The organism is Variovorax sp. 10L421 (genome assembly GCF_056395365.1).
The window spans coordinates 17,669-30,418 of the sequence record NZ_JBFTJJ010000001.1 but is presented as its reverse complement, the minus strand read 5'-3'; the positions used below and the strand labels follow the sequence as shown (position 1 = coordinate 30,418).

Below are 12,750 nucleotides of genomic sequence, written 5' to 3'. Positions count from 1 at the left end.
GGCGGGATTATCTGTGCCCACGCTTGTCGCGGCGCGGACACCGTTTCACAGCACGACCGTGCTAAAACTCACGGTTCCGGAGACACACCGCGTCTGCGGTGAACCGATCAACACAGCGAGGCACGCATGGATTTGAGCTTCACACCCGAAGAACAGAAGTTCCGCGAAGAGGTTCGCGCCTGGGTCAAAGAGAACCTTCCCCAAGAGATTTCGCACAAGGTGCACAACGCGCTCGAGCTGACGCGCGACGATCTGCAAGGCTGGGCCAGGATCCTCGGCAAGAAGGGCTGGCTGGGCTACGGCTGGCCGAAGGAATTCGGCGGCCCGGGCTGGACCGCCGTGCAGCGCCACCTGTTCGAGGAAGAAACCGCGCTGGCCGGCGCGCCGCGCATCATCCCGTTCGGCCCGGTGATGGTGGCGCCCGTGATCATGGCCTTCGGCAATGCCGAGCAGCAGAAGCGCTTTCTCCCCGGCATCGCCAGCGGCGAAGTCTGGTGGAGCCAGGGCTACAGCGAACCAGGTTCGGGCTCCGACCTCGCGTCCGTGAAGACCAAGGCCGAACGCAAGGGCGACAAGTACATCGTCAACGGCCAGAAGACCTGGACCACGCTCGGCCAGCACGGCGACTGGATGTTCAACCTCGTGYGCACCAGCAACGAAGGCAAGCCGCAAACGGGCATCAGCTTCCTGCTGCTCGACATGAAGTCGCCCGGCGTGACCGTGCGCCCCATCAAGCTGCTCGACGGCGGCCATGAAGTGAACGAGGTGTTCTTCGACAACGTCGAAGTGCCCGCCGAGAACCTGATCGGCGAGGAGAACAAGGGCTGGACCTACGCCAAGCACCTGCTCTCGCACGAACGCACCAACATCGCCGACGTGAATCGCGCCAAGCGCGAACTCGAGCGCCTCAAGCGCATCGCGAAGAGCGAAGGCGTCTACGACGACCAGCGCTTCCGCGACGAGATCGCCAAGCTCGAGGTCGACATCGTCGCGCTCGAGATGATGGTGCTGCGCGTGCTGTCGGCCGCCACTTCGGGCAAGAACTCGCTCGACGTCGCGGGCCTGCTCAAGATCCGCGGCAGCGAGATCCAGCAGCGCTACAGCGAACTGATGATGCTGGCCGGCGGCCCGTATTCGCTGCCGCTGATCCGCGAGGCGATGGAAGCCGGCTGGCAGGGCAACTTCCCGGGCGGCAATCCGGCGCTCGCGCCGCTGACGTCCACCTTCTTCAACATGCGCAAGACCACCATCTACGGTGGCTCGAACGAAGTGCAACGCAACATCGTCGCGCAGACGGTTCTGGGCTGAGGAGACAAGAACATGGATTTCAACTTCACCGACGACCAGGAACAACTGCGCGACGCCGTTCGCAAGTGGGTCGACAAGGGCTACGACTTCGAGCGCCGCCGCGGCATCGAGGCCAAGGGCGGCTTCTCGCGCGAGGCCTGGGACGAACTGGCCGAGCTTGGCCTGGGCGGCCTGTACATCAGCGAGGACGACGGCGGACTGGGCATGGGCCCCGTGGCAGGCATGGTCGTCATGGAAGAACTGGGCCGCGGCATCGTGCTGGAGCCCTTTGCGCAGACGCTGATCGCCGGTGCGGTGCTCAGCGGCTATGCCGGCGCAGACACCAAGGACAGCTGGCTGCCGCGCATCGCGGGCGGCCAGGCCATCGTGGTGCTGGCGTACCAGGAGCGCAAGGCACGCTGGCGCCTCGACGTGTGCGAGGCCACGGCCGCCAAGTCGGGCGACGGCTATGCGCTGACCGGCGCCAAGAGCGTGGTGCCGGTGGGCGACGAAGCCGACGCCTTCCTGGTGCCCGCCAAGGTCGGCGGCAAGATCGCCCTCTTCCTGGTCGAGCGCAGTGCCAGCGGCGTCGAGGCCCGCGGCTACGGCACGCAGGACGGCGGCCGCGCGGCCGAAGTGGTGTTCGACAAGGCCGATGCGACGCTGGTCACGCTCGATGGCCTGGCCGCGCTCGAATACGCGGTGGACGTCGGCATTGCCGCCACCTGTGCCGAAGCCGTCGGCGTGATGGACAAGACCATGGCCGTCACCGTCGACTACATGAACCAGCGCAAGCAGTTCGGCGTGGCCATCTCGACCTTCCAGGCGCTGCGCCACCGCGTCGCCGACATGAAGATGCAGCTCGAGCTCGCGCGCTCGATGAGCTACTACGCGACGCTCAAGCTCAACGCCCCGGCGGACGAACGCCGCCAGGCGCTGGCACGCGCCAAGTACCAGCTCGGCGTGTCGATGCGCTTCGTGGCCGCGAACTCGGTGCAACTGCACGGCGGCATCGGCGTGACCGACGAATACATCGGCAGCCACTATTTCCGCAAGCTCACACAGATGGAAATGACCTTCGGCGACACGCTGCACCACCTGGGCGAAGTGTCGGCCCGCATGCAGGACACCGCCGGCGTCTTCGCCTAGGACAAGGCTCGCCCCCAGGGCTGCGCGCACTTCGTGTCGCTGCGCCAACCCCCTACCGGGGGCAACACCTGCGGCCCGGCAAAGCCGGTTCCGCGGTGTTCCGCTAGCATCCAACGCCCGCTCGCTTCGCGCCGGCGGGCGTTTTTCACTTGGCCCCTCACTCCCGGACCCCAGGAACGAAACATGCAGACTCGCCGCTCTCTTCTGGTCGCCATGGCCGCCACCGGAATCACTGCCGCCATGCTGACCGCCTGCGCCACCTCTCCCACGCCTTCCTACACCGAGCGCCCGCCCATCGTGTTCATGCACGGCAACGGCGACTCGGCCGCGCTCTGGCAGACGACGATCTGGCGCTTCGAGTCGAACGGCTGGCCGCGCGAGCGGCTCTTCGCTGTCGACCAGCCGAACCCGGTCGCGCGCGACGACGACGCCGTGGCCCAGGCCGGGCGCAGCTCGACCGGCGATTCGGCGGTGTTCCTGAAGGCCGAGGTCGACAAGGTGCTGAAGGCCACCGGCGCCAGCAAGGTCGTGCTGATCGGCAACTCGCGCGGCGGCAACACCATCCGCAACTACGTGCAGAACGGCGGCGGCGCGGCCGTGGTGAGCCATGTGGTGCTGGGCGGCAACCCGGCGCACGGCATCTGGGTGGTGAAGGGCTTCCGCGAAAACAACGAGTTCTCGGGACTGTCCGGCTTCATGCAGCAGCTCAATGCGCCGAAGGGGCCGAACGGCGAGGAGGTCACGCCGGGCGTGAAGTGGATGACCCTGCGCTCGGACAACAACGACAAGTATGCGCAGCCCGATGGCGTGTGGATCGGCGCGCCCGGCAAGCCGACGAACATCGGCTTCGACGGGCCGGCGCTCAAGGGCGCGACCAATGTGGTGCTGCCGCGCGTCGATCATCGCGAAACCTCGTTCTCGCCCGCGGCGTTCGCAGCGACCTGGCAGTTCCTGACCGGGCAGGCGCCGCGCAGCACCGACGTTGCGGCCGAGGCGGATGTCGTGCTCAACGGCCGTGCGCTCGGCGCGGAAAATCTTCCGCTGAACGGCGCGAAGGTCACCGTGTACGCCGTCGACCCTGCCACCGGCGTGCGGCTCGGCGAGGCCGTTTTCACCAAGTCGGTCGGCGCCGATGGCCGCTGGGGGCCTTTCAAGGCGCGCGGCGACGCGGCCTACGAATTTGTCCTGGCCACGCCGAGCTACGGCACCACGCACATCTACCGCAGCCCCTTTCCGCGCGGCAGCAGCGTCGTGAACCTGCGGCCGGAGCGCATCATTCCGGCCGACAACGGAGCCAGCGCGGTCGTCGTGTTCACGCGGCCGCGCGGCTACTTCGACGCACAGCGCGACACCATGCGCTTCGACGGCAAGAGCCCTCCGACGGGTGTGCCACCCCAGGGCTCGGGCGTTTCGACCTCGCGGCTGCGCATCGAGGGCGGTGGCGCCCCGCGCGCGGTGGCCGGTGAATTCAACGGCGAGCGCATCACGGGCCTCACGTGGCCGGCCGCGAGCGAGCACACGACCGTGCTCGAACTGACCTACTGAAGCGAGGCCGGTCATGAACGACGCGAGCACGCCCTTCGTCCTGCAGGCGCGCGACAGCCGCGGCGTGGCCACGCTGACGCTGAACCGGCCGGCCTCGTTCAACGCGCTGTCGGAAGGCATGCTCGGCGCGCTCGAGCAGGCGCTCGGCGAGATCGCAGCAGACGACAGCATTCGCGCGGTCGTCATCGCGGCAGCGGGCAAGGCCTTCTGCGCGGGCCACGACCTGAAGGAAATGCGCGCCGCACCCTCGCTCGGCTACTACCGGCAGCTGTTCGAACGCTGCGGCGCGATGATGCTGTCGATCCAGAAGCTGCCGGTGCCCGTGATCGCGCGCGTGCACGGCATCGCGACGGCGGCGGGCTGCCAGCTCGTCGCTGTCTGCGACCTGGCGGTGGCGTCGAGCGAGGCGCGCTTCGCGGTCAGCGGCGTGAACGTGGGGCTGTTCTGCGCCACGCCGAGCGTCACGCTTTCGCGCAACCTCGGCCGCAAGGAAGCCTTCGAGATGCTGGTGACGGGCGATTTCATCGACGCGCGGGAAGCGCGCGAGAAGGGGTTGGTCAACCGCGTGGCGCCGCCCGAGGAACTCGACGCGGCCGTCGAGACACTGGTGGCCAGCATCGTCGCCAAGCCCCGCAAGGCGCTAGCGCTGGGCAAGGCCCTGTTCTATCGCCAGATCGAAACCGGCATCGAGGCCGCGCTGGCCGATGCCAGCCAGACCATGGCCTGCAACATGATGGACGAAAGCGCACTCGAAGGCGTGCAAGCTTTCATCGACAAACGCCCGCCGGACTGGAAGCGCTGAGAAGAAAGTCCACTGCCCGTCGGCATGCGCTTACGGCCGCACCGAAAGGCGTCCTACCGCCTCCATGACCTCGATTCCTAAGATGGATTTTCGGCGTCGGACCCCATGCCTGTTGCTGGAGATCCGATGCCGACGTCAAGGAGATTGATCATGGAAAAGCTCATGCAGATCTGCGCGGCAATCGCATTCCTTGCGATGCTGCCCGCGCAAGCTCAAGTGAACACGCCACCGCCGACCTCCGTCGACCCCGCCATCGCCGAACTCAAGGCTGGCCGCGACAAGATCGCAGCCGACTACAAGGCCGACCGGGCGGCATGCGATGCCATGAAGGACAACGCCAAGGACGTCTGCATCGAAGAGGCCAAGGGCAAGGAAAAGATCGCCAAGGCTGAACTCGACCAGAAGCTGAAGCCCAGCGACAGCAATGCACGCAAGGTGGCGGAGGCCAAGGTGGAAGCGGCCTACAGCATCGCGAAGGAAAAATGCGACGACCAGAAGGGCGATGCGAAGTCCGCATGCGTGAAGCAGGCCAAGGCCGACGAGGCCAAGGGCATGGCCGAAGTCAAGGCGATGAAAAAGTAGCTGGCCGGCTTTCGGCTTGGCGGCGCGCGCCTGCTCAGGCCGAACTGCTGGCAACCGGCTTCGTGATGGTCGCCGTCGCCCGGGCTCCGAGCGTCATTTCGGTGATCCACGAGACCAGCAACGAGCCGTAGGCCTGCCGCGACTCCTGTTTGGACAGCGCGTGATCCGCGCCGGAAAGCACGCGGTAGGTCACCGATTTCACCCGTTTGAAGGCAGCCAGGTAGTTCTCCACCACGGGGTGGGGGACGATCTGGTCGTCCTCCGACTCGACGATGAGGACGTCGCCGGCAAAGGCCGCGCATGCCGCCAGTGCCCGGTTGTCGCCGGGTCCCACGAGCGAGCGGCGGTAGGCCACGAGGTCGGACCGGCTCAGCTTTCCCTTGGGCGTGTCCCACTCGCGGTCGCGGTAGAGCGCCGGCGCACGCAGCGCGAGCCAGCGCACCGGCCGCAGGGCGCTTACCAGCGAAGCGAGATACCCGCCATAGCTGCTGCCGACGATGGCGATGGCGCCGGGGTCGACGGTCGGATGGCCGACCAGCACGTCGTACGCAGCCAACACATCGCGCAGATTGTCTTCGCGGGTCACCTCCAGGCGCTGCGCCGCGTGGCGCGCATGCCCTCGCAGATCGAAAGTCAGGCACACGCAGCCCAGCGCCGCGATTTCATTGGCCCGCTTCAGGTATTGCTCCTGGCTTCCATCCCAGCCGTGGACCAGGAGCACACCGGGCACCATGGTCGACGCGGCAAACAGCGTGCCCTGGATGTGCTGGCCGTCCACGGCAATGTCGATGAGGCTATGGCGTGTCGGCATGTCGCTTCAGCAGTGTGAATTTCGAAAGCCGCCCGATCTCGCGGTCGATGCCGTGGTAGGCCACGATGGCATCCGCGGGTGGCGCGGCCGCTCCGTAGACCTCGAAGGAGGACGCGCGCACGCGGTCGCACTTCGGATGCGCGTGGAACGCTTCGAGCGCCGCGATCTCCGCGCCCGTGGCGCCACCCACGCGCCACGACTGCTCCAGCACCCCCGAACGCCAGTCGCCTCGGCTGCCCATGCCCTGCGCCACGTCATAGTTCACCCGCGAGGCGAAGAAGCCCGGGTAGCAACCGGACACGGCCCGGTGGTAGTGCCGCGCCTGCTCGATCGCACGGCGAAGCGGCGGCGCCGGATTCACGACGGCGAGCAGCCTGTCGAAATCGCCGCGCACGAGCATGAGGTCGGAACCACCGTAGACCTCCTGCCCGGCGTTGTCCCGGGTCGAACGCTGCTCGCCGCAATAGCTGGCGACAAGGTGCTCCACGCTCACCTGTCCGACGCTGTACGTCCTCGGCCGGTCGAGGTTCTCCTCGAGCACGAGGCCTCGGGTCGTGATCTCGGTCTCGTCCATGGCATCGAGACAGCGGTCGAGCGCATCGACGCTTCCCACGACGACCTGCCCACGTCCACCGGTCGCGATCACCGGCTTGACCCGTGCGAGGCCGCCGTCGAGCAGCATGCGCCCCGCCTTGCGCGCCTCTTCGCGTGAGAAGCACGAATAGCCGGGGAGTACCGCCTCCGCGGCCTCGGTCGCGAAGCGCGGGGACCAGCCCGCCGGCCGCGAAGCATCGGCACCGATCAACGGATGGGTGAGCGCCTTGGTGGCGACGAAGGGGTATGGCACCACCCCGCCGAAAAGGTCGTCCACGCCGGTGATGCCCGTCGCGCGCACGAGCGCCGGATCGGTCAGGGTGTCGCTCGGCACGAAGTAGGGCACGCTGCCGTAGGCTTGCCGAGGATCGTAGACGCCCGCGAAAGTGCAGCCCTTGAGGGCCGCCAGCCGCCGTGCGAAGTGGGCGCGCGTGGCATGCTCGTGCTCGGTGCAGTAGCCGTGCGGGTCCACGTCCCAGGTCACGACGCTGCGAAGGCCTGGCGGCAGACGGGACGAACCCGACACCTCGGGGCCGGAGCCGGGGAGCGGTTTCAAGGCGATGCTCATGGCGCCTCCTCGCATGTGCACCCCTCCTCGACGGAGGAAGAAGTTCCGCCATGTTCGGCAAAACGATGCTGCGCCCGGTCGGAGGGCGCAGCGGATGCGCGTGGGAGCAGTCTGGCGCGAAGCGCCTCGGCCTAGCCGTCGTGGAGCCGCGAACTCTGTGGCAGGTGCGCCATCAGGAATTCCATCTGGTCGGCCAGGATGCGGCGGTTGCGCAGAATGAAGTCTTCCCAGAGGCTGGGCACGTAGGGCGCGTAGAGCAGCGGCATGTTCGCCTGCTCGGGCGTGCGGCTGCTCTTGCGATGGTTGCACGGCTTGCAGGCCGTGACCACGTTCATCCAGGTGTCGATGCCTCTCTGGGCAAACGGGATGATGTGCTCGCGCGTGAGTTCGTCTTCATGGAAATGCCCGCCGCAGTAAGCACAAACGTTGCGGTCGCGCGAGAACAGCTTGCTGTTGGTGAGCCCGGGCCGCTGCGTGAAGGGATTGATGCGCGGCACGCCCTTGGTGCCGATGATGCTGTTGATCGCGATCTGCGACTGCTCGCCCGTGATCGCGTTGTGGCCGCCGCGGAACACCGCCACCTGCGCGCCCACTTCCCAGCGAACTTCGTCCGCCGCGTAGTGGATCACCGCCTGTTCCAGCGAAATCCATGACTGGGGCAGCCCTTGGGCCGACAGCTTCAAGACCTTCACACACGACTCCTCGAAACGAGAAAACCACGCAGAGACCAGAGACTCGGGGTGCATCGGCGACTCACGCCAGACCACGCACTGCGTCACAATATACCGGCTTTGTGACAAATCGGCCTGATTCGCCCATTCGACGGGCGAAAGGCGCTATCAAAAAGATACTCACCGATGCAGGTTTTTCGCGGCTTCCGGCACCCGGGCGTAGCTCCGGCCTGCGCCCTCACGATCGGGAATTTCGACGGCGTCCACCGTGGCCACCAGGCCATGCTGGCGCTGCTGCAGACCGAGGCCCGCCACCGCGGGCTGCCGAGCTGCGTGCTCACCTTCGAGCCGCACCCGCGCGACTATTTCGCCGCCGTCACCAGGAAACCCGACCTGGCGCCGGCGCGCATCGGCACGCTGCGCGACAAGCTGACCGAGCTGGCGGCCTGCGGCGTGGCCCAGACCATCGTGCTGCCGTTTGACGGCCGGCTGGCGTCCCAATCGCCCGAGGCGTTCATCCAGAACGTGCTGATCGACGGCCTGGGCGCGCGCTACGTGCTGGTCGGCGACGACTTCCGCTTCGGTGCCAAGCGGGCCGGCGACTACGCCATGCTCGACGCGGCCGGCGAGGCCCGCGGTTTCGACGTCGCACGCATGAACAGCTACGAAGTGCATGGCCTGCGGGTGTCCAGCTCCGCCGTGCGCGATGCGCTGGCCGAAGGCCGCATGGCCGACGCCCACAACCTGCTGGGCCGCCCGTACACCATCTCGGGCCACGTGGTCCATGGCCGCAAGCTGGGCCGCGCGCTAGGCGCCTCCTCGCCGGGCAAGGACGATGGCTTTCGCACCCTCAACCTGCGCTTCAAGCACTGGAAGCCGGCTGCCAGCGGCATCTTCGCGGTGCTGGTCCACGGCCTGGCCGAGCAACCGCTGCCGGGCGTGGCCAACCTCGGCGTGCGGCCCTCGCTCGACGCCAACGACGTCAACGCCGGTCGGGTTCTGCTGGAGACGCATTGCCTTGAGTGGCCCTCGCATCTGGGCGCCGAAGGGGCCTACGGTAAAATCGTCCGCGTGGAACTCCTGCACAAACTGCACGACGAATTGCGCTACACCAGCCTCGAGGCCCTCACTGCGGGCATCGCGAAGGATGGGCGCGACGCACGTGCGTTCTTTGCATCGACCCACGCCGAAACCCACCGCCAGACCACGCGCGATCGAATTTAGCCCTGCACGCACCGTGCTGCCGCCCTTCGACAAGCTCAGGGTGAACGGCTTTACCTTCCGCACCGACGCGCTCCTTTTTTTCCGGGCAGTTCGGGCCGAGCCTGTCGAAGCCCCCCTGTTTCGCACCCCAACATGTCTGACGCTGCCACCTCCACCGACTACCGTTCCACGCTGAACCTGCCCGACACCCCCTTCCCGATGCGCGGCGACCTGCCCAAGCGCGAACCGGGTTGGGTGAAGGAATGGAATGACGAGGGCCGCTACCACCGCCTGCGCGACGCCCGCCACGGCGCGCCCAAGTTCATCCTGCATGACGGCCCGCCCTACGCCAACGGCCAGATCCATATGGGCCATGCGGTGAACAAGATCCTGAAGGACATGATCACCAAGGCGCGCCAGCTCGAAGGCTACGACGCGCTCTACGTGCCCGGCTGGGACTGCCACGGCCTGCCGATCGAGAACGCCATCGAAAAGCAGTTCGGCCGCAACCTCAGCCGCGACGAGATGCAGGCCAAGAGCCGCGCCTACGCCACGGAACAGATCGCGCAGCAGATGGCCGACTTCCAGCGCCTGGGCGTGCTGGGCGAATGGGATCATCCCTACAAGACGATGGACTTCGCCAACGAAGCCGGCGAGCTGCGCGCGTTCAAGCGCGTGATCGAGCGCGGCTTCGTGTACCGCGGCCTGAAGCCCGTGTACTGGTGCTTCGACTGCGGCTCCTCGCTCGCCGAATTCGAGATCGAGTACGCCGACAAGAAGAGCCAGACCCTCGACGTGGCCTTCAAGGCGCACGAGCGCGAGAAGGTGCTCAAGGCCTTCGGCACCGACCACACGATCCTCGGCGACATCTTCGCCGTGATCTGGACCACCACCGCGTGGACCATCCCGGCCAACCAGGCGATCAACCTGAACCCCGAGCTGGAGTACTCGCTGGTCGACACAGAGCGCGGCCTGCTGATCCTGGCCAACTCGCTGGTCGAGATGTGCATGACGCGCTACGCGCTCGACGGCAAGGTGCTGGCCACGGTCAAGGGCGAGGCGCTCGGCGGGCTCGAATTCGAGCATCCGCTGTACGACGTGGACGCCGGCTACCAGCGCCTGTCGCCGGTGTACCTGGCCGACTACGCCACCGCCACCGACGGCACCGGCCTGGTCCACTCCTCGCCCGCCTACGGCGTGGATGACTTCAACTCCTGCATCGCCCATGGCGTGGCGTACGACGACATCCTGAACCCGGTCCAGGGCAACGGCAGCTACGCCCCCGACTTCCCGCTCTTCGGCGGGCAGAACATCTGGAAAGCCGTGCCGGTCATCATCGCGGCGCTGCGCGATGCCAACCGCCTGCTGACCACCGAGACCATCACCCACAGCTATCCGCACTGCTGGCGCCACAAGACGCCTGTGATCTACCGCGCCGCAGCGCAGTGGTTCGTGCGCATGGACGAGGGCGAAGGCGTGTTCACCAAGGACAAGGCACCCAAGACGCTGCGCCAGACCGCGCTCGACGCCATCGAACAGACCAGTTTCTACCCGGAGAACGGCAAGGCCCGCCTGCACGACATGATCGCCGGGCGGCCCGACTGGTGCATCAGCCGACAACGCAGCTGGGGCGTGCCGATCCCGTTCTTCCTGCACAAGGATTCGGGCGAGCTGCATCCGCGCACCATGGAAATCCTCGACCAGGCCGCCGACATCGTCGAGAAGGGCGGCATCGAGGCCTGGAGCCGCGTGACGGTCGAAGAGATCCTCGGCGTCGAAGACGCGCCGCACTACACCAAGAGCACCGACATCCTGGAGGTGTGGTTCGACTCGGGCTCGACCTTCTATCACGTGCTGCGCGGCACGCACCCCACGGTGCACCACGACACCGGCCCCGAGGCCGACCTGTACCTCGAAGGCCACGACCAGCATCGCGGCTGGTTCCATTCGTCGCTGCTGATCGCCTGCATGCTGGAAGACCGTGCGCCGTACAAGGGCCTGCTGACGCACGGTTTCACCGTCGATGCCAAGGGCATCAAGATGAGCAAGTCGCTCAAGAACGGCATCGACCCACAAGAGATCAGCAACAAGCTGGGCTCGGAAATCATCCGCCTGTGGGTGGCCGCGAGCGACTACTCGGGCGACATCGCGGGCGACGACAAGATCCTGGCGCGCGTGGTCGATGCGTACCGCCGCATCCGCAACACGCTGCGCTTCCTGCTCGCGAACACGAGCGACTTCGACATCCAGAAGGATGCGGTGCCGCTCGACCAGCTGTTCGAGATCGACCGCTATGCGCTCGCGCGCGCTTCGCAGTTCCAGGCCGAGATCCTCGCGCACTACAAGGTGTACGAGTTCCACCCGGTGGTGGCCAAGCTGCAGATCTATTGCTCGGAAGACCTGGGCGGCTTCTACCTCGACATCCTGAAGGACCGCCTCTACACGACGGCCCCGGGTTCGCTGGCGCGCCGCAGCGCACAGACCGCGCTGTGGCACATCTCGCAAGCCATGCTGCGCTGGATGGCGCCGTTCCTGAGCTTCACGGCCGAAGAGGCCTGGAAGATCGTGGGCACGGGCAAGCCGGGCGAATCGATCTTCGCGCAGACCTACAGCCAGTTCCCCGCATCTGACGAAGCCCTGCTCGCCAAGTGGACGCGCATCCGCGAGATCCGCGACGCGGTGAACAAGGACATCGAAGCCGTGCGCGCCGAAGGCAAGGTCGGCTCGTCGCTGCAGGCCAACCTGCAGCTGACGGCACCGGCCGACGACTTCGCGCTGCTGGGCACCCTGGGCGAGGACCTGAAGTTCGTCTTCATCGCCTCGGCCATCGAACTGGCGGCCGGCGACGCGCTGTCGACGGTGGTCACGCCGAGCGCCGCGCAGAAGTGCGAGCGCTGCTGGCACTACCGCGACGACGTGGGCCACGACCCGGCGCATCCCACGATCTGCGGCCGTTGCACGAGCAACCTGTTCGGCGCCGGCGAATCGCGGAGCGTTGCCTGATGGCGGCGGCACGTTCCATGTCGGCATCGCGTTCACGCGGCGGCAGCAGCATCTGGCCCTGGCTCGGGCTGGCGGTGATCATCGTGATCATCGACCAGTTCACCAAGACGCTGATCCTGGGCTACTACAAGCTCGGTGACGCAACGTACGTGACGGGCTTCTTCAACGTCGTGCGTGCGCACAACACCGGGGCGGCCTTCTCGTTCCTGGCGGATCACTCGGGGTGGCAGCGCTGGCTGTTCACAGTGATCGGCGTGGGCGCCGCGGTGTTCATCGTATGGATGCTGAAGTCCCACGCCGGGCAGAAGCTGTTCTCGTTTTCGATGGCCTGCATCCTGGGCGGCGCCATCGGCAACGTGGTCGATCGGATGATGCACGGCTATGTCGTGGACTTCCTGAGCTTCCACGCCGGCAACTGGTACTTTCCTGCTTTCAATGCCGCGGACAGCGCCATCACGCTGGGCGCCATCTGCCTGATCCTGGACGAGATCCGGCGGGTTCGCCGGGGCAAGTAACTTGTTCTCAGGGGCCTACG

Annotated in this window: 11 protein-coding genes; 8 read left to right on the top strand and 3 right to left on the bottom strand. The window is 66.8% G+C overall.

Features of this window, described 5'->3' with window-relative positions; all coding sequences use genetic code 11:
• The first annotated feature begins 126 nt into the window (after window positions 1–126).
• The 5 genes from AC1DFC_RS00140 (at window position 127) to AC1DFC_RS00120 (ending at window position 5,365) form a co-directional block, all read left to right on the top strand.
• Entirely contained in the window at window positions 127–1,308 is a 1,182-nt protein-coding gene (locus AC1DFC_RS00140; RefSeq protein ID WP_478178517.1) for an acyl-CoA dehydrogenase family protein, read from the top strand.
• Between the two features lie 12 nt (window positions 1,309–1,320).
• Window positions 1,321–2,436 carry an acyl-CoA dehydrogenase family protein gene (locus tag AC1DFC_RS00135; RefSeq protein WP_007830269.1) on the top strand — a complete coding sequence of 372 codons (1,116 nt, stop codon included), beginning with the start codon at window positions 1,321–1,323 and terminating at the stop codon, window positions 2,434–2,436.
• A gap of 183 nt (window positions 2,437–2,619) precedes the next feature.
• The gene (locus tag AC1DFC_RS00130; RefSeq protein ID WP_478178516.1) at window positions 2,620–3,981 is read left to right on the top strand and encodes an alpha/beta fold hydrolase; all 1,362 of its coding nucleotides are present in this window, start codon (window positions 2,620–2,622) and stop codon (window positions 3,979–3,981) included.
• A 13-nt stretch (window positions 3,982–3,994) separates the two neighbouring features.
• Window positions 3,995–4,783, top strand: a complete 789-nt coding sequence (locus AC1DFC_RS00125) for an enoyl-CoA hydratase (protein WP_007830261.1) — start codon at window positions 3,995–3,997, stop codon at window positions 4,781–4,783.
• A gap of 150 nt (window positions 4,784–4,933) precedes the next feature.
• Window positions 4,934–5,365, top strand: coding sequence for a hypothetical protein (locus AC1DFC_RS00120; RefSeq protein ID WP_478178515.1), 432 nt, complete (start codon window positions 4,934–4,936; stop codon window positions 5,363–5,365).
• A gap of 34 nt (window positions 5,366–5,399) precedes the next feature.
• Here AC1DFC_RS00120 and AC1DFC_RS00115 read toward each other — a convergent pair whose 3' ends face one another.
• The 3 genes from AC1DFC_RS00115 to AC1DFC_RS00105 form a co-directional block, all read right to left on the bottom strand.
• Window positions 5,400–6,176: an alpha/beta hydrolase family protein gene (locus AC1DFC_RS00115; RefSeq protein ID WP_007830256.1), complete on the bottom strand. Its 777-nt coding sequence runs from the start codon at window positions 6,174–6,176 to the stop codon at window positions 5,400–5,402.
• A complete protein-coding gene (locus AC1DFC_RS00110) occupies window positions 6,160–7,326 on the bottom strand; it encodes a DUF3182 family protein (RefSeq protein ID WP_237726051.1) in 1,167 nt (388 codons plus the stop codon). The genes AC1DFC_RS00115 and AC1DFC_RS00110 overlap by 17 nt, the downstream gene beginning before the upstream one ends.
• Window positions 7,327–7,469: 143 nt before the next feature.
• A complete protein-coding gene (locus tag AC1DFC_RS00105; RefSeq protein ID WP_007830252.1) occupies window positions 7,470–8,030 on the bottom strand; it encodes an HNH endonuclease in 561 nt (186 codons plus the stop codon).
• 165 nt (window positions 8,031–8,195) lie between these two features.
• Here AC1DFC_RS00105 and AC1DFC_RS00100 point away from each other — a divergent pair, with 165 nt between their 5' ends.
• The 3 genes from AC1DFC_RS00100 to lspA all read left to right on the top strand — a co-directional run bounded on the left by AC1DFC_RS00100 (window position 8,196) and on the right by lspA (window position 12,730).
• Complete coding sequence (locus AC1DFC_RS00100) at window positions 8,196–9,233, top strand: bifunctional riboflavin kinase/FAD synthetase (RefSeq protein WP_413332449.1); 1,038 nt, start codon at window positions 8,196–8,198, stop codon at window positions 9,231–9,233.
• Window positions 9,234–9,365: 132 nt separating this feature from the next.
• Window positions 9,366–12,215, top strand: coding sequence for an isoleucine--tRNA ligase (gene ileS, locus AC1DFC_RS00095; RefSeq protein WP_413332451.1), 2,850 nt, complete (start codon window positions 9,366–9,368; stop codon window positions 12,213–12,215).
• Window positions 12,215–12,730: a signal peptidase II gene (gene lspA / locus AC1DFC_RS00090; RefSeq protein ID WP_007830246.1), complete on the top strand. Its 516-nt coding sequence runs from the start codon at window positions 12,215–12,217 to the stop codon at window positions 12,728–12,730. Before ileS ends, lspA begins: the two co-directional genes overlap by 1 nt.
• The last annotated feature ends 20 nt before the right edge of the window (window positions 12,731–12,750 follow it).

Excerpts from the sequence above, each read along its gene's own strand:
- AC1DFC_RS00125 (WP_007830261.1), top strand. The coding sequence starts at position 3,995 with ATGAACGACGCGAGCACGCCCTTCGTCCTGCAGGCGCGCGACAGCCGC.
- AC1DFC_RS00100 (WP_413332449.1), top strand. The coding sequence starts at position 8,196 with ATGCAGGTTTTTCGCGGCTTCCGGCACCCGGGCGTAGCTCCGGCCTGC.
- ileS (WP_413332451.1), top strand. The coding sequence starts at position 9,366 with ATGTCTGACGCTGCCACCTCCACCGACTACCGTTCCACGCTGAACCTG.
- lspA (WP_007830246.1), top strand. The coding sequence starts at position 12,215 with ATGGCGGCGGCACGTTCCATGTCGGCATCGCGTTCACGCGGCGGCAGC.
- AC1DFC_RS00135 (WP_007830269.1), top strand. The coding sequence starts at position 1,321 with ATGGATTTCAACTTCACCGACGACCAGGAACAACTGCGCGACGCCGTT.
- AC1DFC_RS00115 (WP_007830256.1), bottom strand. The coding sequence starts at position 6,176 with ATGCCGACACGCCATAGCCTCATCGACATTGCCGTGGACGGCCAGCAC.
- AC1DFC_RS00130 (WP_478178516.1), top strand. The coding sequence starts at position 2,620 with ATGCAGACTCGCCGCTCTCTTCTGGTCGCCATGGCCGCCACCGGAATC.
- AC1DFC_RS00120 (WP_478178515.1), top strand. The coding sequence starts at position 4,934 with ATGGAAAAGCTCATGCAGATCTGCGCGGCAATCGCATTCCTTGCGATG.